The sequence below is a fragment of the Pedobacter nanyangensis genome, from assembly GCF_003313505.1.
Classification (GTDB): domain Bacteria; phylum Bacteroidota; class Bacteroidia; order Sphingobacteriales; family Sphingobacteriaceae; genus Pedobacter; species Pedobacter nanyangensis.
The window spans coordinates 323,097-349,812 of sequence record NZ_QMHO01000004.1 but is presented as its reverse complement, the minus strand read 5'-3'; the positions used below and the strand labels follow the sequence as shown (position 1 = coordinate 349,812).

General features: G+C 39.5%; 29 protein-coding genes and 1 riboswitch. Of the genes, 16 read left to right on the top strand and 13 right to left on the bottom strand.

Annotated features, from left to right (window positions below; all coding sequences use genetic code 11):
- The 5 genes from DUT71_RS10100 to DUT71_RS10075 form a co-directional block, all read left to right on the top strand.
- A partial coding sequence (locus DUT71_RS10100) for an RHS repeat-associated core domain-containing protein (protein ID WP_317048852.1) occupies window positions 1-169 on the top strand: 169 nt, incomplete at its 5' end.
- Between the two features lie 114 nt (window positions 170-283).
- A complete protein-coding gene (locus tag DUT71_RS10095) occupies window positions 284-847 on the top strand; it encodes a sigma-70 family RNA polymerase sigma factor (RefSeq protein ID WP_205313902.1) in 564 nt (187 codons plus the stop codon).
- Between the two features lie 70 nt (window positions 848-917).
- On the top strand, window positions 918-1,799 hold the full coding sequence (locus DUT71_RS10090) for a PhzF family phenazine biosynthesis protein (RefSeq protein WP_113662406.1): 882 nt from the start codon (window positions 918-920) through the stop codon (window positions 1,797-1,799).
- A 558-nt stretch (window positions 1,800-2,357) separates the two neighbouring features.
- Complete coding sequence (locus DUT71_RS10080; RefSeq protein WP_113662404.1) at window positions 2,358-2,831, top strand: META domain-containing protein; 474 nt, start codon at window positions 2,358-2,360, stop codon at window positions 2,829-2,831.
- Window positions 2,832-3,011: 180 nt separating this feature from the next.
- Entirely contained in the window at window positions 3,012-6,356 is a 3,345-nt protein-coding gene (locus DUT71_RS10075; RefSeq protein ID WP_113662403.1) for a DEAD/DEAH box helicase, read from the top strand.
- Window positions 6,357-6,479: 123 nt separating this feature from the next.
- Here DUT71_RS10075 and DUT71_RS10070 read toward each other — a convergent pair whose 3' ends face one another.
- The 7 genes from DUT71_RS10070 to DUT71_RS10040 form a co-directional block, all read right to left on the bottom strand.
- Window positions 6,480-6,887 carry a hypothetical protein gene (locus tag DUT71_RS10070; protein ID WP_162796019.1) on the bottom strand — a complete coding sequence of 136 codons (408 nt, stop codon included), beginning with the start codon at window positions 6,885-6,887 and terminating at the stop codon, window positions 6,480-6,482.
- A gap of 206 nt (window positions 6,888-7,093) precedes the next feature.
- Window positions 7,094-8,239: a helix-turn-helix domain-containing protein gene (locus DUT71_RS10065; protein ID WP_113662401.1), complete on the bottom strand. Its 1,146-nt coding sequence runs from the start codon at window positions 8,237-8,239 to the stop codon at window positions 7,094-7,096.
- A gap of 93 nt (window positions 8,240-8,332) precedes the next feature.
- Window positions 8,333-8,737: a DUF5367 family protein gene (locus DUT71_RS10060; protein WP_113662400.1), complete on the bottom strand. Its 405-nt coding sequence runs from the start codon at window positions 8,735-8,737 to the stop codon at window positions 8,333-8,335.
- A gap of 340 nt (window positions 8,738-9,077) precedes the next feature.
- Window positions 9,078-9,253, top strand: a riboswitch (cobalamin riboswitch).
- Between the two features lie 639 nt (window positions 9,254-9,892).
- Window positions 9,893-11,146 (bottom strand): hypothetical protein, encoded by a 1,254-nt coding sequence (locus tag DUT71_RS10055; RefSeq protein WP_162796018.1) that lies wholly within the window; start codon window positions 11,144-11,146, stop codon window positions 9,893-9,895.
- A 43-nt stretch (window positions 11,147-11,189) separates the two neighbouring features.
- Window positions 11,190-11,765, bottom strand: coding sequence for a hypothetical protein (locus DUT71_RS10050; RefSeq protein WP_113662398.1), 576 nt, complete (start codon window positions 11,763-11,765; stop codon window positions 11,190-11,192).
- A gap of 6 nt (window positions 11,766-11,771) precedes the next feature.
- Window positions 11,772-12,323 (bottom strand): hypothetical protein, encoded by a 552-nt coding sequence (locus tag DUT71_RS10045; RefSeq protein WP_113662397.1) that lies wholly within the window; start codon window positions 12,321-12,323, stop codon window positions 11,772-11,774.
- 32 nt (window positions 12,324-12,355) lie between these two features.
- Window positions 12,356-13,096 (bottom strand): hypothetical protein, encoded by a 741-nt coding sequence (locus DUT71_RS10040; protein WP_113662396.1) that lies wholly within the window; start codon window positions 13,094-13,096, stop codon window positions 12,356-12,358.
- Window positions 13,097-13,276: 180 nt separating this feature from the next.
- Here DUT71_RS10040 and DUT71_RS10035 point away from each other — a divergent pair, with 180 nt between their 5' ends.
- Complete coding sequence (locus DUT71_RS10035; RefSeq protein ID WP_162796017.1) at window positions 13,277-14,026, top strand: LuxR C-terminal-related transcriptional regulator; 750 nt, start codon at window positions 13,277-13,279, stop codon at window positions 14,024-14,026.
- 511 nt (window positions 14,027-14,537) lie between these two features.
- Here DUT71_RS10035 and arsB read toward each other — a convergent pair.
- From arsB to DUT71_RS10005, 6 genes are read right to left on the bottom strand one after another with little or no spacing between them, the layout of a single operon-like run.
- Window positions 14,538-15,569: an ACR3 family arsenite efflux transporter gene (arsB, locus tag DUT71_RS10030; protein ID WP_113662394.1), complete on the bottom strand. Its 1,032-nt coding sequence runs from the start codon at window positions 15,567-15,569 to the stop codon at window positions 14,538-14,540.
- A gap of 3 nt (window positions 15,570-15,572) precedes the next feature.
- Window positions 15,573-16,184, bottom strand: coding sequence for an arsenate-mycothiol transferase ArsC (locus tag DUT71_RS10025; RefSeq protein ID WP_113662393.1), 612 nt, complete (start codon window positions 16,182-16,184; stop codon window positions 15,573-15,575).
- 11 nt (window positions 16,185-16,195) lie between these two features.
- Window positions 16,196-17,326 (bottom strand): chromate efflux transporter, encoded by a 1,131-nt coding sequence (gene chrA / locus DUT71_RS10020; RefSeq protein WP_113662392.1) that lies wholly within the window; start codon window positions 17,324-17,326, stop codon window positions 16,196-16,198.
- Window positions 17,316-17,750 carry a DoxX family protein gene (locus DUT71_RS10015; RefSeq protein WP_240186897.1) on the bottom strand — a complete coding sequence of 145 codons (435 nt, stop codon included), beginning with the start codon at window positions 17,748-17,750 and terminating at the stop codon, window positions 17,316-17,318. Before DUT71_RS10015 ends, chrA begins: the two co-directional genes overlap by 11 nt.
- A gap of 9 nt (window positions 17,751-17,759) precedes the next feature.
- A complete protein-coding gene (locus DUT71_RS10010) occupies window positions 17,760-18,233 on the bottom strand; it encodes a DUF6428 family protein (RefSeq protein WP_113662391.1) in 474 nt (157 codons plus the stop codon).
- 59 nt (window positions 18,234-18,292) lie between these two features.
- Window positions 18,293-18,622 carry an ArsR/SmtB family transcription factor gene (locus DUT71_RS10005; RefSeq protein WP_113662390.1) on the bottom strand — a complete coding sequence of 110 codons (330 nt, stop codon included), beginning with the start codon at window positions 18,620-18,622 and terminating at the stop codon, window positions 18,293-18,295.
- 361 nt (window positions 18,623-18,983) lie between these two features.
- Between DUT71_RS10005 and DUT71_RS10000 the strand changes: the two genes are divergently transcribed.
- The 10 genes from DUT71_RS10000 (at window position 18,984) to DUT71_RS09945 (ending at window position 26,710) form a co-directional block, all read left to right on the top strand.
- Window positions 18,984-19,607 (top strand): Crp/Fnr family transcriptional regulator, encoded by a 624-nt coding sequence (locus DUT71_RS10000; RefSeq protein ID WP_113662389.1) that lies wholly within the window; start codon window positions 18,984-18,986, stop codon window positions 19,605-19,607.
- Window positions 19,608-19,665: 58 nt separating this feature from the next.
- Window positions 19,666-20,454: a sulfite exporter TauE/SafE family protein gene (locus DUT71_RS09995; protein ID WP_113662388.1), complete on the top strand. Its 789-nt coding sequence runs from the start codon at window positions 19,666-19,668 to the stop codon at window positions 20,452-20,454.
- 80 nt (window positions 20,455-20,534) lie between these two features.
- Window positions 20,535-21,929 carry an MBL fold metallo-hydrolase gene (locus DUT71_RS09990; protein WP_113662387.1) on the top strand — a complete coding sequence of 465 codons (1,395 nt, stop codon included), beginning with the start codon at window positions 20,535-20,537 and terminating at the stop codon, window positions 21,927-21,929.
- A 2-nt stretch (window positions 21,930-21,931) separates the two neighbouring features.
- Window positions 21,932-22,495, top strand: a complete 564-nt coding sequence (locus DUT71_RS09985) for a YeeE/YedE family protein (protein ID WP_113662386.1) — start codon at window positions 21,932-21,934, stop codon at window positions 22,493-22,495.
- Between the two features lie 4 nt (window positions 22,496-22,499).
- Complete coding sequence (locus DUT71_RS09980) at window positions 22,500-22,994, top strand: DUF6691 family protein (protein WP_113662385.1); 495 nt, start codon at window positions 22,500-22,502, stop codon at window positions 22,992-22,994.
- 193 nt (window positions 22,995-23,187) lie between these two features.
- Complete coding sequence (locus DUT71_RS09975; RefSeq protein WP_113662384.1) at window positions 23,188-23,934, top strand: hypothetical protein; 747 nt, start codon at window positions 23,188-23,190, stop codon at window positions 23,932-23,934.
- A gap of 386 nt (window positions 23,935-24,320) precedes the next feature.
- Window positions 24,321-24,593 carry a helix-turn-helix domain-containing protein gene (locus tag DUT71_RS09965; RefSeq protein ID WP_113662382.1) on the top strand — a complete coding sequence of 91 codons (273 nt, stop codon included), beginning with the start codon at window positions 24,321-24,323 and terminating at the stop codon, window positions 24,591-24,593.
- Window positions 24,590-24,883 carry a hypothetical protein gene (locus DUT71_RS09960; protein WP_113662381.1) on the top strand — a complete coding sequence of 98 codons (294 nt, stop codon included), beginning with the start codon at window positions 24,590-24,592 and terminating at the stop codon, window positions 24,881-24,883. Before DUT71_RS09965 ends, DUT71_RS09960 begins: the two co-directional genes overlap by 4 nt.
- A gap of 298 nt (window positions 24,884-25,181) precedes the next feature.
- Window positions 25,182-25,730 carry a BfmA/BtgA family mobilization protein gene (locus DUT71_RS09950; RefSeq protein ID WP_113662379.1) on the top strand — a complete coding sequence of 183 codons (549 nt, stop codon included), beginning with the start codon at window positions 25,182-25,184 and terminating at the stop codon, window positions 25,728-25,730.
- Window positions 25,731-25,732: 2 nt separating this feature from the next.
- Complete coding sequence (locus tag DUT71_RS09945; protein WP_113662378.1) at window positions 25,733-26,710, top strand: DUF5712 family protein; 978 nt, start codon at window positions 25,733-25,735, stop codon at window positions 26,708-26,710.
- The last annotated feature ends 6 nt before the right edge of the window (window positions 26,711-26,716 follow it).

Sequence of the window (26,716 nt, the reverse complement as noted above, 5' to 3'; positions counted from 1 at the left end):
ATACCTTTACAATGGCAAGGAGCTGCAGGAGGAACTGGAACAGTATGATTACGGCGCCAAGTTCTATGATCAGGTTGTGGGAAGGTGGAACGTTGTTGACTCTAAAGCAGAAAGATACGAAAGGCACAGTCCATATGCCTATGTGCTAAATAGGCCTACGGTCCAGTAATGGAGCAATACATCAATTGAAAGCATAGAAAGACATGTTTTTATTTGTGTATAGCAAACGAATGCAGCAACCAACAGTTGGGATATTTTTGTGATTTTACTAAAACTAAATAGGTTGGATGATAAAATAAGAACTACTAAAATTATGGATGGACAAGTTGAAGAAATATGGATTGACTTACACGATGAGCTGAAAAAATTTATTCACAGCAAGGTAAGTGATGTTGGCGCCGGTGAAGATATTCTGCAAGATGTTTTCATAAAAATTCAGCTTCATATTCATAAACTTTCAGACAGTTCCAAGCTTACTTCCTGGGTTTATCAAATTACACGGAACACTGTTTCGGACTATTATCGGAACACTAAATCGAAGCCAAATAGCAATGATTTCGACTTTGCAGAACAAGAAAATGAAGAACCGCTTTATCTTTCGTTAAGCAACTGCATCAATCAGAAAATAAGTAAACTGCCGGAAAAATATCAGCAAGCGATATTGCTTACCTACTTCGACAACTATTCTCAAACCGCCTTAGCCGAAGAATTAAATATATCCTATTCAGGCACAAAAACAAGAGTGCAAAGAGGTAGAGAAAAGTTAAAAGACCTTATGATACGCTGTAAGAACTTACAAACCGACGATAAGGGCAACCCCATTACCTATCTAAATCCTGAAAAATAAATTTGCGTCTTTTTTCTCTTCATTGCGTCTATTAGGTTGTAAACAGTTATAACAATTAAAAATTTAAGTAATGGAGAAGTTTCAAAAAATAGAAGTGCAAATCATTAACGCATTTGTGGATCATGATAAAGGCGGGAATCCTGCGGGCGTAGTGCTAAATGCAGACAGCCTCACCAACGAACAAAAATTAAAAATTGCTTCAAAAGTTGGTTTATCTGAAACTGCATTTGTTTCAAAATCTGGAATAGCCGATTTCAAACTCGATTTTTTTACGCCGACACGGCAAATTGCGCATTGCGGACACGCCACGATTGCCACCTTTTCTTACCTGGCTCAGGCTGGGTTGATTCATGCAGAAGTTTCTTCCAAAGAAACCATAGACGGCACCAGGGAAATACGCATCAAAGATGATTTAGCATTTATGGAGCAAAAGCCCCCTGTATACAGTGATGCGGAGAACAGCAGCGCACGAATATTAAACTCATTGGGCTTAAAGGAGGATGATATGCTGCCTCATGCGCCGATTACGGTGGTCAATACAGGAAACTCATTTGCGATCATTCCTGTTTCGAGTGATGACACATTGAAGCAAATTATTCCAAATTTCGATTTGATAACTCAGATCAGTGATGAGTTGGACTTAATCGGATATTATGTTTTTTCGGAAGGGAAAAGCAACGAAAAATACGATGCGACTACACGAATGTTTGCCCCGAGATATGGCATTGAAGAAGAGGCAGGAACAGGAATGGCAGCAGGACCACTTGCATCGTATTTGTTTGATGTGATGAAAATTAAAAAGGAACAATTTTTTATCCAGCAAGGCAGATTTATGCAGCCACCATCAGAAAGCTTAATCATTGTGGATTTATTTTTGAACAATGGAAATATCGAGAAAATTATGGCAGGTGGCAAAGGAATACCCATGGAGTCCATAACAATTGAATTGTAAAGATTATCCGGTGAGTTTTGTTCCTGTCAAATAACAATTTGAGAGTATAGGAACCTTCCCAAATAGAAAGTAACAACAGCTTGACAAAATAGAGTATAGCTGGATAAAACACACCAAAGTGACCCCCGTTCGCCATATGAAAATGGTCCCTCTGCCACAGCAAAGTGATCCCCTTCCGCCGGGCCAAGTTGCCCCCTGAAAAGACCAATTTTACCTCTGGTTGGTGTTATCACCAATCAGTTAAGGGGCATGCGATACAACAATGCCGTTATTGATTTACTTGTGGTTGGTGTTCTAAGGAACTAAATGTGGAATGATAGTAACCCAACCACAGGTAAGAACCATTTCCTGCATATTTACGGAGGTTTTATATCCGATGATAATAGCCTTCCGTAAGCCGTAGGAAAGTTTCCTCAGCGGATGAAAGATTGCTGCAACAAATTTGAAGTTGTTTCTCTTGGGAGAATTTTTACGTAAAATAACGAAAGAGCTACCACCAAAATATTGAAAATCTTTCAAATAAATGCGAACTTGTATAGATAACCAAAATCAAAAGTCATGAAAAAAAGCATTTTGATCATTACCATGGGCATTGCCCTGGCAGCGTGTAGTGCCACCAAAACAGATGAAAAAGCCACCGACACTACCGCTACAGCGGCCCAGCAAGGGCAGTCGGCAATTGTGGTAGACCTTTTTGACAAGGAATGGAAACTGAAGGAGCTTAACGGCAAAGCCATTGTGCTTGACACGGCCTTTAAAAAAGAACCCCAAATGGTTTTTCAAAAAGAAGGCAATAAACTTGTTGGAAACGGTGGCTGTAACAGCTTTTCGGGCAGCTATCAATTAAAGGATGCCAATGGTATAACGCTATCAGAAGGCGCCGCTACCATGATGGCCTGCCCCAACCTTAAAATAGAGGGTGATTTTTTTGCCGCGTTGAAACAGGTAAGGAGTTACAGGATAGAAAACAGCAGCCTCTTGCTTGATAATGAAAAGAAAGAAGTATTGGCTAAACTGGAACTTGCCAAATAAAAAGTAGCAAATGGAAACGAAAGGGCACCTCTTCATGGACGTGCTTTTTTTTGTGTCAATACCAACGTTGCATGGCTTTGCAGAATTTTATAAAATCGTTGGAGCTAAAAATCATGTTGCAAAAGATCACTTTTTCAAAAAAGATGTACTTTTATGGGATGCCAAAAGGCATAGTCCCAGATGACAGCATTGCCCAACGAAATAGTCCTTCCTCAAACCCATATCAATAGCCTTTCTGCTATCGATTTGCTTAAACACACCCAAAATGGCGAGCTTGTGGAGCGAAAAGATTTTCAGGATATCTATCCCATTGCCATTGAACTTAACAGCGGTGTATTTATCAAAAAAGGCGTCGTAAATTTTCCAAAAGTTGCCGTAAGTCAGTTGGGAGACACCTTAAGGTCCTCCTGTTCCTGTGGGCACCTTTCCCAAAAGTTATGTGAACATCAGGCCCAGGTTATCTACGCTATTTTGGAAACCAGAAATCTCCGCATATTTTTTGATCAGGCCTTAAGGGACCAAATATTACGGGCATCAGCAAGGGAATACGGTTTAGATACTGAACCCAATTTAGATTCCTATTTCCAGTTGAACTATCAGGAAGGCAGGTTACAGGTAGAAAATAAACTAAAGGGCATGCTTAAAATAAACGCACAAGCCCTTCAAAAAACACTTGCTCCACAGCAACCATCGGCACTTAAAAAAATGGCCGCCCAAACTACCGATAAGCGGCAAATACTGGTGATCAGTAAACATCGTTTTTACAACCAGCTTAATTTTTTGCTCATGGAAGCGGCCATTACACAAGCTGGTAAAATAAAAGCCCCAATCAATGAAATAGCTCCTATGCAATTGGTTTGGAAAGCTACCGAACCCAACCAAATCAAGTTTTATGCCGCTTTGCTCAGCTTCCAGCAAAAATATCTGGAAGAAGATGGCGAAGCTGAGCTGGAGGCCCTGAAACGTATCGTAGAAAATCCTTTAGATTTAGAAGTTTACTACCATGATAAGGGCCTTTCCGAAAGCATCTCTCCAAAATCGTTGCTTCCTGTAGAACTTACCCTGCTTAAGGCAGAACTACAACTTACTGTATTTAAAAAAGAACCCTTCTACGAAATAACTGCCGAGCTGTTATTTAATGATATGCGGCTTCCGCTGAGCAATATGGCACTTAGGCACGAGTATTTCATTCACCATCGGCAAACTTTCCATTTGGTACAGCATCCGGATTTGCTGCGGGTCATCAAGTTTTTTAAGGCCAATAACGAGATATTGATTATCCATTCGTCTAAATATGAAGAATTTGTGCAGACAGTATTGGCGCCGTTGGAGCATTTGGTACAAATCAACTATAGCTATATTCGTGAGGCTACACCTGCGCAACTGGCTGAAAAGGAGTTTTTGAGGGAATACATCATTTACCTACAACAGGAAGATAGTTTTGTGGCCATCACACCTGTTGTCAAATACGGCTCGGTAGAGGTGCCCGTATATTCTAAAAAGCAGCTTTTTGATACCGATCAGAACGGTAACGAATTTAAAGTGGCCCGAGATCAGGAGGCCGAAACCCGCTTTACGGGTATAGTTATGGACCAGCATCCCGAATTTGCCGAGCAAATAGAAGGGCCCCAGTATTTTTATCTCCATAAAGACAAATTCTTAGATGAAGATTGGTTTTTGGGTGCCTTTGAAAGATGGCGAAACCATGGGATTACCATACTTGGTTTTAACGAAATCAAAAACAATAAGCTCAATCCCCATAGCGCCAAAATCAGCATCGAAGTACTGAGCGGCATAGATTGGTTTAACGCCGAACTAAAGGTGGGGTTTGGGAAAAAAAAGGCCAGCTTAAAGCAGGTTCATCGGGCCATTCGCAATAAAACTAGATTTGTCCAACTAGATGATGGTACCCAGGGCGTTTTACCCTTGGAATGGATGGATAGAATTGCACGCTTTTTTCAAGCTGGCGATATCGCCGATGAACTGATCAACATCCCGAAAATCAATTTTACGGAAGTGGCCGATTTGTTTGAGAAGGCAGAATTGAGTGCAGAGGTTCAGAACGAAATCAAAAACTACACCGCCCAATTCTCGAGGGCTGGCAATATCCCTGCGGTAGCAGTGCCCTCAACCTTGAAAGCCCAATTACGAGATTACCAAAAGGAAGGTCTTAACTGGCTCAACTTTTTGGACAACTATAATTTTGGTGGCTGTTTAGCCGATGATATGGGCTTGGGAAAAACACTACAGATCATCGCATTTATCCTTTCCCAAAGGGAGAAACATGGGCATACGACCAATTTAATTGTAGTGCCAACCTCCTTGCTGTTCAACTGGCAGCAAGAACTGACCAAATTTGCACCCTCTATTAGTGTTTGGACGCACTATGGTGCTGATAGACAAAAAAGTAATGAGGGCTTGCAAGTCCACGAAGTAGTGCTTACCACCTATGGCATGTTGTTGTCCGACATTCGTTTCCTGAAAGATTTCCGTTTCAATTATGTGTTCCTGGATGAATCACAGGCCATTAAAAATCCCAACTCAGAACGATATAAAGCTGCCCGCTTATTGCAGTCGAGGAATAGGATCGTGCTTACTGGAACACCTATTGAAAACAATACCTTCGATTTGTATGGGCAACTTTCCTTTGCCTGCCCTGGTTTACTGGGAAGTAAGCAGTACTTTAAGGATATATATGCCATTCCTATAGATCGGTTCGAGTACAGCAAGCGGGCCTTTGAGCTTCAGCGGAAAATCAAACCCTTTATCCTGCGTAGAACGAAAAAACAGGTTGCCAAGGAACTGCCCGAGAAAACTGAAATGACCATTTATTGCGAAATGAATGCCGAGCAACGTAGGATTTATGACACTTACGAGCGGGAATTGCGGGAGTTTATCTCGGCAACCAATGAAGATGAAATACTTAAAAACAGTATGCACGTGCTTACCGGGTTAACCAAATTAAGGCAAATTTGCAATTCGCCAGTGCTGCTCAAACAGGGGCATTCGGGTGCTAATGCGGTAAAAATTGAAGTGTTGACCGAACAGATTGAAAACAAATCGAAAGCACATAAGATATTGGTGTTCTCTCAATTTGTGGGCATGCTTGATTTGGTGAAGGCCGAGCTGGAAAATAGGATTATTTCCTTTGAATATTTGACCGGGCAAACCAAAGATAGAGGGGCCAGAGTCCATAACTTTCAAACCAACGATGACGTCCGCGTATTTCTGATCAGTTTAAAAGCAGGTGGGGTGGGGCTAAACCTTACCGAGGCCGATTATGTTTACCTGGTTGATCCTTGGTGGAACCCCGCTGCAGAAAACCAGGCCATCGACAGGGTGTATCGTATTGGACAAGACAAGCATGTGGTAGCCGTACGACTGATTTGTTCCAACACTGTGGAAGAAAAGATCATGAAGCTACAAAACAAGAAAAGGCAATTGGCGCAAGATGTGATCAGGACAGATGCGGCTTTTTTCCAAAGTTTATCCAAAGACGAACTGGTGGATATGTTGGGACAGTAGTGTTGTTGCTCCTGGAAAGCAGCTAAAGTGCAAAAGCCCCAACTTTCGTTGAGACTTTGCGTGAGACCGTTTAGCAGGAATATCAATCATACCATTTTCAAGCACGGTTGAGATTTGTTTAACCTATTGCCACACATATAAAACGGTTTCGGTAAAGGAATTAGATGACGAATTGGATGAGGCCGTTTTCGAATCTACCAATTTTCCATCAACGTAAATTTCTCCCTTTACTCCCCCAGGGCCAACACCCGTAAAGCCCATGGTAACATCGTCATTGGCATTTACGGTACGGTTAATTTTTTTGCTAAAAGGCAAAACTACGTTAGTGAGCGTACTGCTTCCGCCACTCTCATTGCTGTAAATAATACTTAAACCACTGGGCGTTCCCGAAGCTACCGTACACTTGTATTCGATGCTTACGTTTTTTGGATAAACTTTAGTGGGATCGTCAGCCTTGTCTTTTTTGCAGGATACCAGTGTGAACATCATTGTAGAAACTAGCGCAGAGAATAAAAAAAGTTTTGTTTTCATGATTATCGATTTAAAATTTCAGAGTTTTATTGGCAAAGGTGAAATTCTGAGAAATGATAATCGCCCCACGAGGCTTCGTGGCACCTTTTAATAGCTTCCCATGATGCGTACTTAATTGATGTTGCTGTGCTAAGTTGTTGTTTGTAAGTGTGATGTGTGTTTTTTTTAACCTTGATAAAGATTTGCTAATGGAGGCAACAATGTGCTTATGATACCTTGTGGCCCAGCATTTCAGTAGGTTTTCTAAAGAAATCTGAAGGAGATTTGCCTGTGAATTTTCGGAAATTGCGGTTGAAGGACGATTTGGAATTGAAACCACAATCATAAGCTATTGAGAGTAGCGTATAGTTTTGGTTCTTTTCATCGCCAATCATTTTTATACACTCATCTACCCTCAGCGAATTAACATAGTCGTAAAAACTCTTGCCAAATTTGGAATTGATCACCTGCGAAAGCGCAGCATCCTTTAGTTGTAGGATTTCGGCTAGTTTGCTCAACGTTAGTTCCGCATTTTTGTACAGCTTTTCTTGCACCATCACTTCATTTAACTGTATAAAAATACGTTCTATATCCTCTTCTGTAAGTGAAGACCAATCGTATTTTGTTTTGTTGGGCAATGCTTCTACTTCAATGGAATGTGGAGCATGGGAGTGGTGCGACCTTAGTGGGGCGCTTGTAATGCTAGGTTTGAATATTTGCTGTTGGCGCACACCAAAAAAGCCAATGAAACAAATGTATAGCGAAGCACTTAAGTAAATACTTTCTGTAGTTGGATAGAAAATAACAAACAACCAAATTCCAGCAATGCCGGCAATGAGGTAACGTAACCAGTTCAAGCTGATTTTATCCGTATTTGAAAACTCTTCCCGTATGTTCTTCTTGTATCGGTGGAGCAGGACAATAGCCATAAATACGTAAACAATTCCCGAAACGATGATGCAAATATTGGTGATGATCCCAATGGTTTGATAGTAGGAAGAAGAAAAGCCTTGGTGGTAAATCAATAATTTTTGTGTTGGATCTTTCAGGAGAAAAGACAACCATGAAAGATAAGCAAAAGCAATTGGCAAAAAATGAAAGAACTGTTTCTTGCTGAATTGCTTAGGTTGGGTAAGGTAAAAGATGTAGAGGTATAGAAAAGGCCCATGCACAAATGCCAACAAATCTCCCCAGCCTATTAAATAGGGGAAGCGATGGTAATTCTCTGAAACCTGTAAATATAAACTGGCTAGATGAAGCGTTGCCAACAGCTGCCAAATCATCAATAATTTATCGGCCATTGTTTTGTTGGGCTTAACTGCAAGTAATACAAGCAGGTATAATGAAATTGCAATACTGGTGAAGTATAACATGCTATGGTTTTGTGTGGATAGCCCTATGTGATTGATCAACTCAAAAATAGGAAATATATTCAAAGCTTTTCTTGTGGTACGCTCTTCCGAGCGCTATTTCTTTTGCGCTTGGTTTTTTCTCAAAAGGCCAAAAATTAAAACAATGGCGTAAGCAAACATGAGCCATGAAGCAAAAGTTTTACTATAAACCTCAGGCATGTTGGGGAACAAATTTTCAAAAAATTGTATGCATACCGTGTCCAGTATCATGCCTGGTAAAACCATAATGGCCGCAGATTTGATGCTTTCGAGGTTGCCTAACTCAAATTTATTAAAAACCGAGGTTGATATGACACCTAAAGCTGGTATGAGGATGATGTACAAAATAGCCATAACTAATGCATTGTCGACCATAAAAAAATAGTGGCCTGCAAGCCTAAATAATACGGTGGCAGATAACCACACGAAAAAGCCAACGATAAAACTAATCAGTAGGTAATTTTCTTTGTATGTTTTCATAACTAACGGATGGATGATTAAGTATGGAGTTTGGTCCTCATTTTTGGCGGTGTAAAGCTAATCACCGATGGGGATAAAAAACAAAAAAAGCAACTCTTTTGAAGTTGCTTTTTTGTGATCCCGCTGGGATTTGCACCTTGTGTAAATCCCAGCGATTAAACAATATCTAGATAGGTTTTGAAATCCGACTCCCCGAATTACGCACCTTTTAAATACATTCTAGCTGCAAATACTATGATGTAAATATAGGTATTTTATGATCAAAACAAAAAGATTAATACCAAGCCCTTCTGGATCACATTTTATTTTTACGAGCTTATTGCTTAGCTTTATCCTTGATTATTCTTCCCCTGACGACGGCTTAAGATTAAAACGTAATAATGGTTGAAATCCGTAACTGTCCCGCAGTTGTAAGCTCTATTAAACTGTTTTTCAATCATTCCACTTAAAAAAACTAATAATGGGGCTGGAAAACGGGGAGTAAGTCAGAAGATCTACCTTTGGTATTATAGGTTCGAACTTTCGTGGATTGGAGGTAATCCTGTAAACTGCCCAAATGTAAGAAATGAAAAAAACTTTACCACCCACCTTACCATCTTTTCCATTAACATTCTGACTGTATTTTCTGTATCCTGTAAAAAGGATAAGGGTAGCGATAGTGAGCAGACATACAAACCAAGACTTAGCAAAGCTTTGACCAACGGGCGGAAGGATACAACTACTTTGGGCAAAACACTAGAACTTCATCAAATCATTGATATCAAGAAAGGACTTACCTACAGTTGGATAGTTAACCACACCTCTAACATGACAGATTTAGTTTTTACTTTATCGCTCTTAAGAAATTAAAATCTAACGTTGTTAAAGTATGAAAAAATAGCACTACTTAAAGATTTTACTAAAAGAACTTCTAGCTGTCCTTGTACAGATTGGTTTATTTACAAGTTAAGATTTTATGTATTAATTTATTATTGCTAGTCAGTATATTAAAATTCTAAGTCCATTTTAAACATGTTATTTGAAAATTTAGGGCAAAGGAATGATCGAATATACTAAGTATCTGTTTAGCTTTCACCACGAAATTGTTCGTCCATTATAAAGTGGACATTCTTATAGCATGCAAAAGAAAGTATCCTTTTACGATGATTCTTTTGACTACAAATGTTCTAGTTCCAGCTTATGGATTAGCACCACTGCTTTTTTACTAGTTTCCTTTAGCACCGCTCCTAAATAATATTTGTCGGGAAAGTAATTGACTGTAGAAGTTAAATCTCCCGGCAGATCATTTAATTTGCAGGTAAAAACATTTCCTTTTTTCGAAATGGTAAGCTTAAGTACACCATCAAAATTTACATCTGGATTTTTCTTCTCCCTGATCATCAACTGTAATCCGGGGTAATTGCTTTGATTTAGTATAATAAATCTGTCCCTATCTACTACAGTGCTTTTCCTTTTTACATCGTTATGAGTAGCTAAGTTCCCATATTTTTCAGTCACTTTATAATCGGCTGGGGTAACTATTGAAACAAAACCATTTGTCCGGGCTATACTTACGCGATAGCCTTTGCCTATTTCTATTTCAAATGTTTGCATCAACCTTTTATCCATTTGAAGATGAAAGCTCATGACAAAGTCTTTTGAGAAATCGAATTTCTCCATATTTCTGTAAATCCTTTGTGGTTCAAATCTGGTATCCTTATCCCAATTAAAAACAGCACCAACATAATTTTGGGTAGTTAGCAATAAATAGCCATTTTGCAGGGTCATATAATTTGTAGTAAACTGGGTGGTCGGATATTCAGGCTTATCCCTCATGACAGGATTTGTATTTGTGTGCCAATTTTTTTCACTCTCCACTTCATCAACTATGTTTAGTTTTTTATATTCGGCAGTTGATGAGTTTAATTTAGCTAAGGTAGGCGTAATTACTTCCAGTTTTTTGGCAATGGCCTCATTTTTAAGCTTGAGTTCTTTGCTTTCTTTTAGCCCCTGTATTATTCCCGAAGCCAGTTCTACCGTATTGGTGCCAATTTTCCCACTTTTAATTTCGTTCATTGCGCCCTCCATCATATAGTGGGTTTGCATATAAGAGGCATAGGCCTGCTGCTTTTCTTGCGGTATAAATGAAATCAAACTGCTGTTTAAACTTGTAATATAACTATCGAAAGACATTTTTCCCTGTCCCAAACCCTTTAACTGCTGACTTAGATTTACGGTTTTCAGGTAATTGCTTACAGCTTCATCATAACCAAACACCGTTTCCAGATATGTTTTGGCACTTACTTCATCTATCTTACCATCTTTTAATAAAGATTCTAATAGCGTACCAAATTGTTCATTTACTACGTTTTCTAGCTTAATGCCCTGCCCCAGCGAACGCTGTGCACCTATAAAAAAAGTAACAAGCAATAGGCAGAATTTAAACTTACTAACCATAACCTAATTTTAAATGCTAATCTATTTTAACTGATTTCCAAACTGTGGCAGGTATTACATCTTCACAAGGGCATTTTTCTGGTTGTTCCAAAATCGATTTTAAGGCCTGTATAATTGGCGTTAGCATCTCTTTTCGTTCATTTACATTATAAGTGCAATATGCCAGAGCTGCGGCAGCACAAAATGCCCAACCTTGTGTGTTATTTGGATCTTTCTTAATCATAGCGGCATACTTATCATACAAAGGGCAATTATCTGCTCCTGAGGGCAGCACTTCGGAGGGCGAGGTATTGCCACCCGAATAAGTAAATAAATATTCCTGTCCTCCATTTTTGCCAGAATAATATTTATTGTTGGCAGCTACCTTAATATAATAAGCAGCATATTTTGGCTCTGTATGACGATAAATTGCTCCCCCCGAACTTTTATACAGGTTTTCCTTATTTGGCTCGGTTATTTTTATGGTACTACCATTGTGCTCAACAATTACCGTGTACCTACCATCAGTAGAAGTATAATTTCCTGCTAATAAGTTTTGCCCCAAGACTACCTTATTTACAAACAAAAACAGAAGCAAAAAAACAATTCTCATCAGTTACTATCTTAACTCCACTGGTGCCACTCCCTGAAAATCTCTTTTACAACGATTAAATTCCTCTACGCCATCATTTTTAAAATTATCTACACACCAAGTCGCGAACCTTAGCTGCTCTGGCTCGCCACCTACCTTGTTTTTTACCATCGGCATTTTCGAGTTATCGTCCCAATAAGACAGCCAACGTCCATCATCATTTGATTTTGAAACACTAAATACGTGAGGTATCGTAACCGTATTATCAGACTGATAGAACTGATAATGTAGTCTGTAGCTATCATCTGGATTACCCGTTGACCTGGAAATGTAGATGGTATAGCCCAAACATCTTTCGCAATAGGTAGGAGCCGTTTTATCATACTTCACCTGCATCTGAAAATAGACACGTCCGGCTTCTTCCTTTACCTTAACAAATTTATACTTGATGGGCTTATCGCTTGCCAAATAGAGCCATTTTTCATTTTGTTGCGCATAAGCTAAACCAGAATTAAGCGCAACAAAGAGCAAATAAATAACCGATAATTTAAGAGCCGTTTTTATTACAAATGTTTTCATGATATTGATTTAATTTCATTGCATTATAGTTTTTAAAGTGTTCTTTTTGCTGTCCACGGCGCCGAAGTATTTGGCGTAATGATATTACCCGTAGCATTGTCTCCTTGTATGGTTCCGTTTACAGTAGCACCATTTACTGTGCCTTGCAAAGTAGTTCCGTTCTGTAAGCTCCCTTGCATGGTATAGGTTGCCGTTTCTCCAGGTATGCGAACCAAACCAGAAAAGCTGTTCCCTTTGACCACGAAATTAAATACGCTGTTGGCCGATGTACCCTGATAGGTTACCGTGCCTTCATAGCTTTTTACTACGGAAGTTGAGGTTTCTTTTAACACAGCCACAGTGATATTGCTATGCCCGGGTATGTCTACTTCTATTACTGGATTGCCACCATTTGCTGCTACCGAAAATACAACCTGCCAATTATCTTTGGCAAATACCGCCCGTGTTATGGGCTGTCCAGAAGTCCAATTTGTAGGAGCAAACGATACTTCGGTAAGCGATTTAGTTGTACCATCCATAGTTACGGTAACAGATTTTTGCCCACCTTGTAAGATAATTTTCACATAACCAGTAGAGCCTACCAACACACCTTTGTACACGCCCCCACTTCCGCTATCTTCAGCGGCAATGGCTTCTGGTTTAGTGGTAAACGGGCTGTTATCATCCATATCGTCATTATTCCCCTTCTTTTTACATGAGGTTAAAATGATACCGAAAGAGGTGGTAAGGAGTATCACTGTTAATAGATGTCTGATTGTTTTTGAAGTTCCCATGTTTGAGTTATTTACATTATAAAACACAACCCAACAAAGCTACCGTATGCAGGCATACCATAAAATACCTATTAATAGGGATTTTTGAAACGGATTGTTAAATTTGAACATGTGTTCCATCAATATCAGTGTATTAAATTTTAGATAATCCTACCTATGTCCCTGATTAAGTTTGACCAGATGAAGAAGACATGGCATCAGATCGCCAGAAACCATAATGGTGACCTAGCTGCCTCGTTTGAACTTGAAATTTATAAGAAGATGCTGGATATTTTCCAGCCTGGGGAGTTTTACTATTACATCGCTAATATTGCCCAGGTGGAAATGGAATTTATAAGTGATGGCGTCACAAAGACTTTGGGCATCGGAAAGGAAGAATTTTCGATCGAATATATTTTTGATTGTATCCATCCGGAGGACAAGGGGCGTTTCATTCTCCATGAACAGAAAGTCACTGATTTTTTCAACATTCTCCCAGCCGAAAAAACACTTAAATACAAGGTGAGCTACGATTATAGATTAAGGTGCAAAGACGGTTCCTATAAATGGATCTTGCAACAGGTTATCACGATACAAAGTACCGAAGATGGTGCTGTCATACGTGTGATGGGCGTACATACGGATATTACACACCTGAAAACGGACAACAGACCATCGGGACTATCTTTTTTGGGCCTAGATGGTGAGCCTTCCTATTGCAATGTTGATGTTGGACAGACATTGTTGTTGCTTTCAAAGGAAATTTTTAGTAAGCGGGAGAAAGAAGTGCTAAGGCTCATCATAGAGGGAAGAAGTTCAAGGGAAATAGCCGATACGCTTCATATCTCTAGGTATACAGTAGACAGCCACCGAAAAAAGATTCTTTTCAAGTCCAACTGTAAAAATTTAGTGGAATTGGGTGCGAGGTGTATTAGAGAGGGCTGGCTTTAATTTGTACGATTGATTGTGGGCTATCATTTAGTCTCAACAAACTCCTGACTATAGATTGCAGGAATAATCCTTACAACCAGTTTTATCCCAAAACAACATACATGGAGGATATAATGTGCCGGACGATACGTTTTAACGAATCTGGTCGCTTTATAATCGGTTTTTTCGCGAAGTTTCTATGTGGCTTGCTGACCTAGATTTACATAGGGTTATTTAGCGGTATCTGGGGAGCGTTTCTGTGCTTTTGCTACGCAAAAGGCTGGTGCGGAAGCTTGGTCGTCGATGGTACCGGAATCGGAAAATGTAAGTGGTGGAGGACGAACGCAGTCGGGATGAAAAACAAAAACGATCAGATGGAGTGGACAGTTTGGAACGGAATGGGTTGGCTACATTTACCGAAATACACAAAGGAAGAACACCATTTCCTTTTGTAATAGCAAAAGTATTATATCAATTTCATTTTGAACAATTAATTCACCAATTTATTCTTGCGAGATCCCTAAACATACATTTAACTATAATACTTTTTCTTCAACCATAAACTCGCTCTTACCAATAATATAAGTACCGGCACTTCCACAAGTGGACCAATAACACCTACAAATGCTTGAGGCGAATGAATACCGAATATTGATATGGCTACTGCTATTGCCAACTCAAAGTTGTTTCCTGTTGCTGTAAATGCTATGGAAGCATTTTTGTCGTAAGGGACTTTTAAGGATTTATTGATAAAGAAGCTCACGAAAAACATGAGTACAAAATAGATGATTAAGGGAACGGCTACTTTTACCACATCCATTGGCAACTCTACTATTTTGTCGCCTTTCAAACTGAACATCAATACGATGGTAAACAATAAAGCATACAATGTAATAGGTGATATTGCAGGTACAAATTTCCTGTTATACCATTCGATGCCTTTTGATTTGATAAGGAAATAACGGCTAAGGAAACCTGCTAAGAAAGGAATACCTAAATATATCAACACGCTTTCGGTAACATCTCTCATAGACACGCTTACATTGAAATTGGCTAATCCTAACTTGCTTGGTAACACGTTGATGAACAACCAAACCAAGAAGCTATAACTCACTATTTGGAAGATGCTGTTTAATGCCACTAACATAGCTGTGTATTCTCTGTTTGCTTTTGCTAAGTCGCTCCAAACAATTACCATTGCTATACATCTTGCCAAGCCTATCAGTATTAAGCCTGTCATGTAATCGGGTTCGTTCCGTAAAAACAAAACTGCCAATCCAAACATCAATACTGTACCGATTACCCAATTGAGCAATAAAGATATGCCGATAACTTTTTTGTCCTTAAAGGCTTTAGGTAATAATGTATAATCAACTTTTGCCAATGGCGGGTACATCATCAATATCAATCCCATTGCCAATGGAATGTTGGTAGTGCCTACTGATAAGGCATTGGTAACATTTGAAATATTCGGGAAGAAATATCCCAATCCTATACCTGCTGCCATTGCAAGGAATATCCATAAGGTTAGGTAACGGTCAAGAAATTTTAGTTTTGGTTGCATCGGTTATTGGCTTATTTGTGAAAAGACGTAAAACATTTCTGTTGCTATCTGCAAACTTCTTTCGGCATATGTCTTAGATTGTTCCGGCGTATTGTCCGAAATTTTAGGGTCTTCAAATGTGATAGGTATTCGTTTTTCTGCTCCTGCAATAAAAGGACATCCGCCGTCTGCCTGCGAACAGGTCATAATAGCTGCAAACGCAGATACAGGATTGAAAGGACTATCGTATTTTTTAGAAAAACCAATTACAGGCAAAGCGTTATCGCTGTATTTTATAGCATATACAGGATTATTAGTATCTGCAATTTTGAAAATGCTAAATCCTTGATTGGTCAATGTTTCCGCTACCTTCGGGAATAATGCCGTTTCTTCGGTACCCCCCGAATAACAATTTACATTTGGTAAGTTAAAATGTGTTGCTGCTACTTGTGCCCAAATCTGTGACAAATGGCTTCTACGGGAATTATGTGTACAAATGAAATTGATATTTATTTGCTCTTTGCTGGTTGTTTTCTGTTGTACAAAATCTATCAATGGTTGTAATGTTGCTTTACGTTCTTCACTAATGTTTTGTAGTTGTAATTGCTCGATTGTTTTGGATAACGTTTGGTACATTTTATTTTGTTTTATAATTGGTATAATAGATAACCTAACAATGCACCGCCTAAAACGATAAATGCACTGTTGATTTTTTTGAATTTGAATACAATAAATGCACTGATCAGTGCAATCATTATGGTTCGCCAGTCGGTAATAGTTTCTTTTCCCATTGAGAAACAAACAGCCGCTATAATCGCTACTGACGCTACATTTACAGCGTCAAGAAAAGCTGAAAGTCCTTTAGATTGACGCATCCTTTTCATTATTGGATTGAGCAAGGCTACAAAAACAAATGAAGGAAGAAAAATGGCAATGGTGGATAGTATGGCTCCCGAAGTTCCATTGATTTGATAACCGATAAATGTTACGGACGAAAAAACCGGACCTGGCGTGAACTGACCAACTGCAATGGCATCCATTAATTCCTGCCGGCTGAGTAAACCCTTCGCTACTAATTCAGTATCTAAAAAAGCGAAAAGAACATAACCGCTTCCGTAAAGAATAGCTCCGATTTTAAGGAAAATCCAAAACAAACGGATATTGGTTTCTGAAAAGAAATTTGAGGTGCTTATTTGCAGCAATACAAATGGAGCAATGCTTTGCAGGGTATTCTTCTTTCGATGTTGAAAATAAAACAATACAACAGCCAATATCCCTGCCCCAAACATTAAAAAAATCTCGTTTATGTTGAATAATGCCAGCACCAAAACAACAATTCCTGTACATGCTAAGAATGTTGATTTAACGGATTTCTTTGCCAATGGAAATACCGCTCCAATAATAATAGCGATGATTGAAGGTTTGATGCCATAAATAAACGGTTGTACTTCGGGCAGTTGTCCATATTGCTGATATAGGAATGCAAATATCCCGGTAATGAAAACCGCAGGGAGAATAAAACATAAACCCGCAGCCAGTAATCCTTTCCAGCCGCCTTTATCATAACCTATATGTATCGCCATTTCGGTACTGTTTGGTCCCGGAATAAGATTGGTAGCTCCAAGCAAATCCAGAAAGTGCTGTTCGCTCATCCATTTCCTTTTAACCACCACTTCCCGCTGCATCATTGCAATATGGGCAGCAGGTCCGCCAAAACCAATGAAGCCAAGTTTAATGAATAAACGAATGATTTCTTTTATACTTATTTTATTTTCCATTATTCATCAATTGCTTATCCAAAGACCAGTAACCACTGCCTTTAATCAATAAAAATATGCTTCCTAAAAGCATAGTCCAATCGGTACGGCTTCCGTGCAGCATTTCCCAAAAGCCCTCATTGGCCAAAACATCAGCTTTGGTAGTGACAATAGCGACCAGCATAATAATGATAAGCGGAATGCTTGCCAATCGTGTAAGCAAACCGAGCAAAACACAAACTCCGCAAAGAATTTCAAATGTCCCGACATAATTCCCCAAAATTTCAGGCGATGGCAAGCCGATTTTTTCAAACCGACCGGCTCCACGAGTAGCAGGAAACAGAAACTTCTGAATACCCTCTGATAAAAAAACAGCTCCAACAATTAATCGGACTAAAATTGTTGTATTCGAATTATCTGTATGAATTATTTTTGAAAACATCATAATTGTATTTTAGCAACATCCGCCACCTGGTGTACAAGTGTTAGCATTATTTACATAAAGTTCAGCTAAGTTTTTCTTGACTTTTTCGGAAGATATACCGCAAGCGTCCTGAGCCAGACAAGCCGTCGTTTTATTCTTCAATACAAATGTTTTTCCGTTAAAATCCAAATCGTACTTGCCAATGGTGTCACTTTGGTATTCTACTTCAATTTCTGCATCTTCAATGCCCAATTTTTCTTCAGATAGTTTGATGATGTTTAATAGTTTGGTCGGTTTTAATCGGTGTTCAAGGTCATGTGCATTCCATAATTGAAAATTGACTACTTTTTCCTTACGGATTACTCCGCCACAATCAATAAAGTGTTTTGTAATAACACCTACTTCTGTAACGTGGAAGTGTTCCGGTACAAATGTTCCGTTCTCTAATTGAAATTCAACATTATCTAATGCTGGCAAGATTTCTTTGATGTCTGATAGTTTCATTGTTTTTTTATTTAATTGTTATATTGCTTTATTACGATGTATATAATTAAAAAAAAGGCTTAACAGCATTTATCAACCCCTATATTATCCACAAAGAAAGTATTGAGTTCCTTTTTAAGCTGTTGCCAAACATTTTCATCAATACAGTAACATACACTTGTTCCCTCAATATTTCCCTTGATGATACCAATGTTCTTTAATTCTTTCAAATGTTGTGAAATAGTTGCTTGTGCCAATCCTAATTCCTCAACCAAGTCATTACAAATACAAGCATTCTGCTTGATGATGTATTGCAGGATTGCGATACGAGCAGGATGAGCCAATGCTTTTAACGATGTAGCTAAGTTATTTTGTTGGTCTGTAAATATTTCCGTTTTTGTTACACCCATTTCTAAATCTTGTTATATATTGCAATATTACGATAAATAATTGTTAACCAAACTATATAGTAGAAATTATATAGTCTTAAAGATTGGCAATGTGAAAAAAAATCGTTTCGGGCATACATAAATTATATGTCATTTCACATCAAACCGATAGCTTTCAATGATGTTGAAAAACTATAGAGAATACAAGAATTTAACAATGCTTAAATTTAAATAATTTATCATCTTTTGCTCAGACGAAACCACATAGATACAATTTAAATCTCTCTAACACTTTATTGCTTGTGTGTTGTCGGAGTTTTAGATATATGGAACGTAAAAATTTCAATTTGAAATCAATCTGGTAGTTTTATACTTTTATACTATGCAAAATCTTGATCAAGTTGAGGAGCTAAAATCATCTCCTGCGCTCATAGCCAAGCTATACGAAAATAGCATCATGAAAACTTATGAAGCTGGAAGCGTGATTTTAAACGAAAATGCGCATATCAGGGCTATCCCTATCGTAACCAAGGGCAGCATGAAGGTAATCCGTACTGAAGAAGATGGACGTGAGATTTTGTTGTATTACATTAAAGCGGGTGAAAGCTGTATCATGTCTTTTTTGGGTGGCATGCACAACGAAACCAGCAAAGTGAAAGCCGAGGTAGAGGAAGATGCAGAGATACTTTTTCTACCGATTGATAAGGTTTCGCTATTTATCAAAGAATATCCGCAGTGGCTGGATTACATTTTCCGTTTATACCACAAACGCTTTGAAGAACTATTAGAAATTGTAAATGCCATCGCTTTTAAAAAGGTAGATGAACGTTTGCTTAACCTGTTACACAAAAAAACAGCGCTAACCGACAATAAAATCATTGCCATTACGCACGAGCAATTGGCCAACGAGTTGGGTACGGCACGTGTAGTGGTGTCTCGCTTGCTTAAGCAGTTGGAAGATCAGGGCACTGTAAAGCTGGGCAGAAACAAAATCACACTTGTGTAACTAAAGTAACTGTAATCTATTTCCATTTGGGCTAGCTTTGAACTATTCAAAGTTAAAAATGGAAATTACAGGTTATTCGGCTTCAATTCTTATTGGCATTTCGCTTGGCTTGATTGGCGGCGGCGGCAGTATTTTAACTGTTCCGGTGATGGTTTACCTGTTTACTGTAGATACGGTTTTAGCCACAACTTATTCACTTTTTGTAGTAGGTTCTACCAGTTTGGTAGGCTCTTTCGCTTATTTAAAAAAGGGATTAATCAACCTCAAAACTACTTTGTTTTTTGGGATACCGTCTATCATTGCTGTTTTTTTTACCAGACATTTCATCCTTCCCAGCATTCCGGAACACATAACAAACATTGGAAGTTTTGATTTGAGTAGATCTATTTTACTAATGGTGTTTTTTGCAATACTAATGGTTTTTGCTTCATACAGTATGATTAAAAAAGGTAGTGTAGATGAGCTTCAGCACCATGACACTTCCATTTTTTCAGTAGTGTGGCAAGGCGCAGCTGTAGGCGTAGTGACGGGTTTAATTGGTGCTGGTGGCGGGTTTTTGATTATCCCAGCATTGGTTAACTTATTAAAGTTGCCCGTTAAAACAGCTATAGGTACTTCGTTACTCATTATTGCTGTAAATTCATTGGCGGGCTTCGGCTTTTCGCTCGGGCAAAGTCACATCCATTGGTCATTTTTACTCACCGTTACGGCAATGGCCATTGTGGGAATTTTTATAGGCAGTTACTTATCCACCAAAATAGATAGCAAAAAACTAAAGCCCGCATTTGGCTGGTTTGTGTTGGTAATGGGCATCTACATTTTGATTAAAGAAACCATTTTAAAATAATTAAGGTTGTGTAACCAAAGTAACTGTACAACAACATTATTAGTCGCAACTTTGTAACATCAATTTAAAAATCAAATCTTATGTTTTTTCAACACGTTTACGATAAAAGTTTAGCACAAGCTAGCTATCTAATAGGTTGCCAAGCCAAAGGCGAAGCCATTGTTATAGATGCACAACGTGACATGGACATTTACCTTAACATTGCCGCACAGAATAATCTTAAAATTACCCACATTGCCGAAACACATATCCATGCCGATTTTTTGGCAGGTTCTAGGGAGTTGGCTGCGGTGACCGGGGCCAAACTCTATTTATCAGACGAAGGCGGTGCAGATTGGCAATATCAATTTGATCATGTGGGCTTAAAACATGGCGATGTCATTAAAGTAGGCAATTTGACTTTAGAAGTATTACACACGCCGGGCCATACGCCAGAAAGCATCAGTTTTATACTTACCGATCATCCTGCAACCAGCGAACCTGTGATGATTTTTACCGGAGATTTTGTTTTTGTGGGCGATATCGGCCGACCAGATTTACTGGAAAAAGCGGCAGGAATTTTAGGTACGCAAGAAAAAGGCGCCAAGCAAATGTATCAATCGGTACAAAAATTTGCCGAGTTGGCTCCATTTATTCAAGTATGGCCAGGGCATGGTGCAGGTTCTGCTTGTGGTAAAGCAATAGGTGCGGTGCCAAGTTCAACCGTAGGTTACGAAAAAATAAGAAACTGGGCTTTCCAGTACCAAAATGACGAACCTGGTTTTGTGGATTATTTACTGGAAGGTCAACCCGAGCCACCAAAATACTTTGCCATGATGAAACACCTGAACAAAGTAGAAAGGCCGCTATTGGTAGAAGTGCCGCAACACCAAATCTTATCGACCGATGCCTTTAAAAAAGCGTATGCAGATGACATTAAAGTAATTGATACCCGCAACAAAGTTGATTTTGCCAAAGGATTTTTGCCTGGAAGCATCAACATACAACACAACAATAGTTTAGCTACTTGGGCAGGATGGATCTTAAACTATCAAGAGCATTTTATATTGGTGGCAAAGCCCGATGAAATGGAAGAAATTACCAGAAAATTAATGCGTATTGGACTGGATAACATTTATGGTTTTATTGCCAGCGTTGAAGATTTGAACATCGACTTGCAAACTGCAGCTGTAATTGATCTAGAAACATTTAAAAGTTATTTAGGTAAGGAAGATGTACAAATTGTTGATGTACGCAATTCGAAAGAATACCAAGATGGCCATATTGAAGGTGCAGAACCTATTTTTGTGGGCACTTTGCAAGATAACTTAGATAAAATTGATAAGGATAAACAGGTGGTAATCCATTGTCAAAGTGGCGATCGTGCGGCCATTGCTTATTCCATTTTAAGAAGGAATGGTTTTGATAATGTACTCATCTATTCGGGAGGGATGAAAGAGTGGTTGGCTAATGGAGGTAAAACAGCAAAAATATAACTATGATAGAATTTTTAAAACAACCTTGGCCTTGGTACATCGCAGGGCCACTTATTGGGTTAACTGTACCGACACTTTTAATATTAGGCAACAAATCGTTTGGTATCAGCTCTTCGTTAAGACATATCTGTGCCGCTTGCCTACCAGCCAATATCCCGTTTTTTAAATACGATTGGAAAAAAGAAGCGTGGAACTTATTTTTTGTCTTTGGCATTTTGTTAGGTGGAACTATCGCGATCCATTTTTTACCAAACCCTAACCCTATCGCTGTAAACCCAAAACTCGCTACAGAATTAGCAGGTTATGGTATTACCAATTACGATAATTTAATACCCCAGGATATCATGAATTGGCCAGCATTACTTAGCTTAAAAGGTTTTCTATTAATGGCGGTAGGTGGATTTTTAGTGGGTTTTGGTACACGTTATGCAGGCGGTTGCACTAGCGGACACGCCATTATGGGCTTATCCAATCTGCAATGGCCCTCGTTGATAGCCACCATTTGTTTTATGCTTGGCGGTTTTATCATGGCCAATTTAATTTTACCTCACATTTTAGCCCTTTAATGTTATGAAAAATCAAGAAAATACAGATTTTGAAGTACGTTCTTTAGATGCCATTTGCTTAAACGAAAGTCATTTAATCCACAAATGGTACCACAACATCAAATACTTAATTGTGGGTATATTGTTCGGTATAGTTTTCGTAAAATCTGAAGTGGTTAGCTGGTTCCGTATTCAAGAAATGTTTCGTTTACAATCGTTCCACATGTATGGCATTATTGGTAGCGCCATTGTAGTGGGCATGTTATCAATCTGGTTAATTAAAAAGTTCAATATCAATACTATTTATGGTGAAGAAATTGAATTTCATCCAAAAACATTTAATAAAGGGCAAATTTTTGGCGGATTACTTTTTGGTTTAGGCTGGGCTATCACAGGTGCTTGTCCAGGCCCACTTTTTGCACAAATTGGTACGGGTGCAACTGTAATTGTTGTAACCCTGCTAAGTGCTATTGCGGGTACGTGGGTGTATGGCTTATTGAGGAATAAACTACCTCATTAAATAGTTTTGGTGTAAGTTTTTTGAAGATATGCTATTCATAGCATGGGGGGGTGTTTTATTTAAAATCCCCCAATGATGGAAAGAAAATTCTCTTGCCGTGTTGCCTGAACCATTTCCGATAAGCTCAAACAAAAAAATGGTATTTTTGTAGATATCTTATTGCAAGGATGACAGTTAACAAAATCCAAACTTTATGAAATCCAATTATTTCAAGGTACGCAGGAGCTTCGATTTTTCTCCACATCCCTACGACATCGGAAATGCCTTTGGCCCCTGGAAGCGTACAGCGGACAGCCATTTTCTATTGAAGATATATCAATTGGACGAAGGGGAATATGGCGAGTATTATAATTACCACCTACGGTATACACTTGATAACCATATAGCCAGCGAAGAGGAATTCTTTAGACAGGTATGGCAATTGGTGTACGACAGAATAAGATATTTCAGAAATAAGAACCCTTTCAACAGCAACCGTCAACAACATCTGGATAATATCGACAAACTTCAGCAGTTCCAAAAAATTCTCGAGGGCATCGATAAATGGAACGCCCGCCCCTCGCATCTAGTCATTACCGAAAAGGAACTGCTCATACAACAACTTAAGGAAGAAAACGAAAAACTGAAGCAACAGCTTGCACAGCTTAACCAATATGAAGTTAAGCAGAAGATCAGCATCGAGGACGAACACCTGCCCACGCTAATCGATGTCTTTCAGCAGATGAGGAACCTAAAATTGCCATCTGACAGATTGCTATTACGATGTGATTTCAGGGCGACCTATGCCAAGCTCATCGCAAAGTATTTTTCGCATGGTGAAAAGGATATTCCGGTGGAAACGGCACGCAATTATTTCGTAGAAAAGTCCGGTGATGTACCATCCAAGGGAACCGAGATTGATCCGTCGATGAAAATTTTCGAGATTCGACCAAAAAAATAGAAAATAAGCTCCTATCCACCTTCTAGACATGACCATGTCAACCTGATGGTCATTGCCTGACCAAATCTTTGGCTCAAATTTGTTTCCGTATTTATTAACCATTAACGGAAATGCACCATGCCTTTAAGATCTCCAGCCAAGCCAACTCCCAAAAACCTTGTACAATATTTTAGGTGCCCCACCGATTTATGCGCACACAGGTACGCTCCGAACACTAGAATAACACTCCGAAGATTGTTACCATTAGGGCGGATGCCTCCTGCCTTGGATTTCCCATGACCATGCCGATCTGAATATCAAGCCAAACCATAAATAAATTGTCACTAGTAGAGATTATGCGGATAGAATTATTAGCTATTTGCACAATCATCAAAAAATATTGATTTATGACCACACTAGACCTGATTACAAAAGATGATCTCGAAAGCTTCAAAAAAGAATTGTTCGATAAATTGGAAAAATTGAATATAAACGGACCGCAACGCCAACCGAAGAAATGGCTGAGAAGTGCAGAGGTACGAAACCTGCTCAATATTTCGCCGGGCACGCTGCAGAACCTCCGCATCAACGGCACCCTGCCGTTCAGAAAGGTCGGCAGTATCCTCTATTATGCCTATGCCGATATTTCAAAACTGTTGGAAAGTGAGGATAGACGATGATCGATACATCCAAGATACACCTGGGTTTCCTGAAGATTTCGGGAGCCAACAGAAAACTGTTGCCCAGCCATATCAGCCTGTTTACCGCCATGGTCATCTGTTGCCAGATGCAGGGAAGTATCCAACCCTTCAGGGTCTGTCGGAACGAACTGATGAAGCTATCGGCCATCCGTTCCTACAACACCTACCACAATTGCATCAAAGAATTGGTGCGGCAGGGGTACATCGACTACCTCCCCAGCTATAGCACCATCATTGCCAGCAGGGTCAGTTTCAAGCTCGGTCCCTAACAGCACGGACTTTCCGGGTTGCAATTCCGACCATATGGGTCTTGCATGATGCCGGTTGTCCTTTTTTCCTTCAAAAAAGGAGCGAGCGGAGGCTGGGCAAAGCCCTGCCTTTCTCGCCCCAGGCTATCGCCATGGGGGTTGGAAGCACCCTCCAGGGGTGCTTCGGCCACTTTAAAGTGTGATAGGACTAATTTTTTGCACCCTATGGGAGGTGCGATATAAACAGCTATATAACTGCCGAGTAACAGAACATATAGATATATAGCTATTTGATGAACCAAAAATCTATACCAGACTTATGAGCAGTGACATTCTAAGATCAATCAAATATTCGGAAGTGGAAGGTAAAAAACTGGACCTGATTTCCCTTAAGCTGGGTAGGTCAAAGCGGCAGGTGTTCCTGCAGATGATCGACTATTTCCACAGGACGAGAAAGGATCCACTGGATATCAATGATGAAATATTGAAAAACACACTGTTGAAGCAACATCGGGAACACATTGGATTTGTGAAGACGCAGGAGAACGATCTGCTCATCCCTACAAAGCGGGAGGTCGACCGTTTGGTTGAATCGCAGAAAAAGGTGATACATGGTTTCAACGGGCTTGTAAAGCAGAACGAAATAATTCCCCAATTGATGGATAGGCAAAACCAATATCTGCACCAACTGGAGATCCACTACAAATCGATTGTCTTCCAACTTTCCGACAAGGAAAAACTGAAGCGACTTTTCCTCAATATTTTTGAAGGTTATGCAGCGGCCCGTGACCATGCTTCCGGTCTGGGCTCCAGAAAGGAAAGGGAACATTTGCTGGCTACTACGCTCAGCCAAATCAAACTTCTCTGACCATGTTCATCAACATTACTGATAGCAGAACGGCAGATAACAAAGGCGGTAGCGGACAATTGGTCAATTATCTGGAAAAAGAGAACCGATTGTACGTAAAGGAAGAGCCCGAACATTGGTTCAACCATATGGCAGATAAATATGAACCTTATGAGGTGCGTAGGAAGATCGACGGCAACATTGCAAAGCTGGGCAGGGACGATGCCAAGTTTTTTCTCATCAATATCAGCCCCAGTCAGAAGGAACTCAAATTCCTGGAGGAGAAATATGGAAAAGATAAAATGTCTGGAGCGCTAAAGGACTATGCCGTTAAGGTAATGGACGAATATGCCCGTAATTTCAACAGGCCTGGAATTAGGGACAGCAGTGATCTGGTCTGGTTCGCAAAACTGGAACATCACAGGTATTATACCTTTAATGATAGGGAGGTCAAGAATGGAACGGCAAAACGTGGCGAGCTCAAGCAGGGCGACCAGCGCCATATACAGGTGATCGCGAGCAGAAAAGATGTGACAAACAGTATCAAGCTAAGTCCGATGAACAGTTCCAGGGGACGTAACGTCGAGCATTCCAAAAAAATGGGACAGTTCGACAGGGTAGCTTTCAAACAGTGCGGCGAAACGCTTTTCGATAAGGAGTTCGGATTTGACCGGGGACTTAAGGATACCATGGCCTATTCCAATATCCTAAAGAACGGGACATTGGAACAGAAAAAACAGCTCGATACATTGGTTGCAGGTGTGCCAATCAACCCTGGTAAAGATGGTCAATTCCATGAATTGGCACAGGATATTTCAAAAGGAATATTCATGACCAGTTCCGATATGCTGGCCACAATCGGTTCATCGGTAGGAAAATTCCTTGACATCATGTTGGAGCCAGTATATGAACCACCAGTACAGACACCTAATGATGAACTAAGGCGTAAAAAGAAAAAGAAACAAATGGACCAGGGCCAATCAAATGGCTTTGGTATGTAAAACATA

Excerpts from the sequence above, each read along its gene's own strand:
- DUT71_RS10050 (WP_113662398.1), bottom strand. The coding sequence starts at position 11,765 with ATGAGAATTGTTTTTTTGCTTCTGTTTTTGTTTGTAAATAAGGTAGTC.
- DUT71_RS09960 (WP_113662381.1), top strand. The coding sequence starts at position 24,590 with ATGATCGATACATCCAAGATACACCTGGGTTTCCTGAAGATTTCGGGA.
- DUT71_RS10090 (WP_113662406.1), top strand. The coding sequence starts at position 918 with ATGGAGAAGTTTCAAAAAATAGAAGTGCAAATCATTAACGCATTTGTG.
- DUT71_RS09990 (WP_113662387.1), top strand. The coding sequence starts at position 20,535 with ATGTTTTTTCAACACGTTTACGATAAAAGTTTAGCACAAGCTAGCTAT.
- DUT71_RS10025 (WP_113662393.1), bottom strand. The coding sequence starts at position 16,184 with ATGTACCAAACGTTATCCAAAACAATCGAGCAATTACAACTACAAAAC.
- DUT71_RS10065 (WP_113662401.1), bottom strand. The coding sequence starts at position 8,239 with ATGTTATACTTCACCAGTATTGCAATTTCATTATACCTGCTTGTATTA.
- DUT71_RS10060 (WP_113662400.1), bottom strand. The coding sequence starts at position 8,737 with ATGAAAACATACAAAGAAAATTACCTACTGATTAGTTTTATCGTTGGC.
- DUT71_RS10080 (WP_113662404.1), top strand. The coding sequence starts at position 2,358 with ATGAAAAAAAGCATTTTGATCATTACCATGGGCATTGCCCTGGCAGCG.
- DUT71_RS10045 (WP_113662397.1), bottom strand. The coding sequence starts at position 12,323 with ATGAAAACATTTGTAATAAAAACGGCTCTTAAATTATCGGTTATTTAT.
- arsB (WP_113662394.1), bottom strand. The coding sequence starts at position 15,569 with ATGCAACCAAAACTAAAATTTCTTGACCGTTACCTAACCTTATGGATA.
- DUT71_RS09965 (WP_113662382.1), top strand. The coding sequence starts at position 24,321 with ATGACCACACTAGACCTGATTACAAAAGATGATCTCGAAAGCTTCAAA.
- chrA (WP_113662392.1), bottom strand. The coding sequence starts at position 17,326 with ATGGAAAATAAAATAAGTATAAAAGAAATCATTCGTTTATTCATTAAA.
- DUT71_RS09985 (WP_113662386.1), top strand. The coding sequence starts at position 21,932 with ATGATAGAATTTTTAAAACAACCTTGGCCTTGGTACATCGCAGGGCCA.
- DUT71_RS09980 (WP_113662385.1), top strand. The coding sequence starts at position 22,500 with ATGAAAAATCAAGAAAATACAGATTTTGAAGTACGTTCTTTAGATGCC.
- DUT71_RS09975 (WP_113662384.1), top strand. The coding sequence starts at position 23,188 with ATGAAATCCAATTATTTCAAGGTACGCAGGAGCTTCGATTTTTCTCCA.
- DUT71_RS10070 (WP_162796019.1), bottom strand. The coding sequence starts at position 6,887 with ATGAAAACAAAACTTTTTTTATTCTCTGCGCTAGTTTCTACAATGATG.
- DUT71_RS10000 (WP_113662389.1), top strand. The coding sequence starts at position 18,984 with ATGCAAAATCTTGATCAAGTTGAGGAGCTAAAATCATCTCCTGCGCTC.
- DUT71_RS10015 (WP_240186897.1), bottom strand. The coding sequence starts at position 17,750 with ATGATGTTTTCAAAAATAATTCATACAGATAATTCGAATACAACAATT.
- DUT71_RS09950 (WP_113662379.1), top strand. The coding sequence starts at position 25,182 with ATGAGCAGTGACATTCTAAGATCAATCAAATATTCGGAAGTGGAAGGT.
- DUT71_RS09995 (WP_113662388.1), top strand. The coding sequence starts at position 19,666 with ATGGAAATTACAGGTTATTCGGCTTCAATTCTTATTGGCATTTCGCTT.
- DUT71_RS10010 (WP_113662391.1), bottom strand. The coding sequence starts at position 18,233 with ATGAAACTATCAGACATCAAAGAAATCTTGCCAGCATTAGATAATGTT.
- DUT71_RS10005 (WP_113662390.1), bottom strand. The coding sequence starts at position 18,622 with ATGGGTGTAACAAAAACGGAAATATTTACAGACCAACAAAATAACTTA.
- DUT71_RS10075 (WP_113662403.1), top strand. The coding sequence starts at position 3,012 with ATGACAGCATTGCCCAACGAAATAGTCCTTCCTCAAACCCATATCAAT.
- DUT71_RS10040 (WP_113662396.1), bottom strand. The coding sequence starts at position 13,096 with ATGGGAACTTCAAAAACAATCAGACATCTATTAACAGTGATACTCCTT.
- DUT71_RS10035 (WP_162796017.1), top strand. The coding sequence starts at position 13,277 with ATGAAGAAGACATGGCATCAGATCGCCAGAAACCATAATGGTGACCTA.
- DUT71_RS09945 (WP_113662378.1), top strand. The coding sequence starts at position 25,733 with ATGTTCATCAACATTACTGATAGCAGAACGGCAGATAACAAAGGCGGT.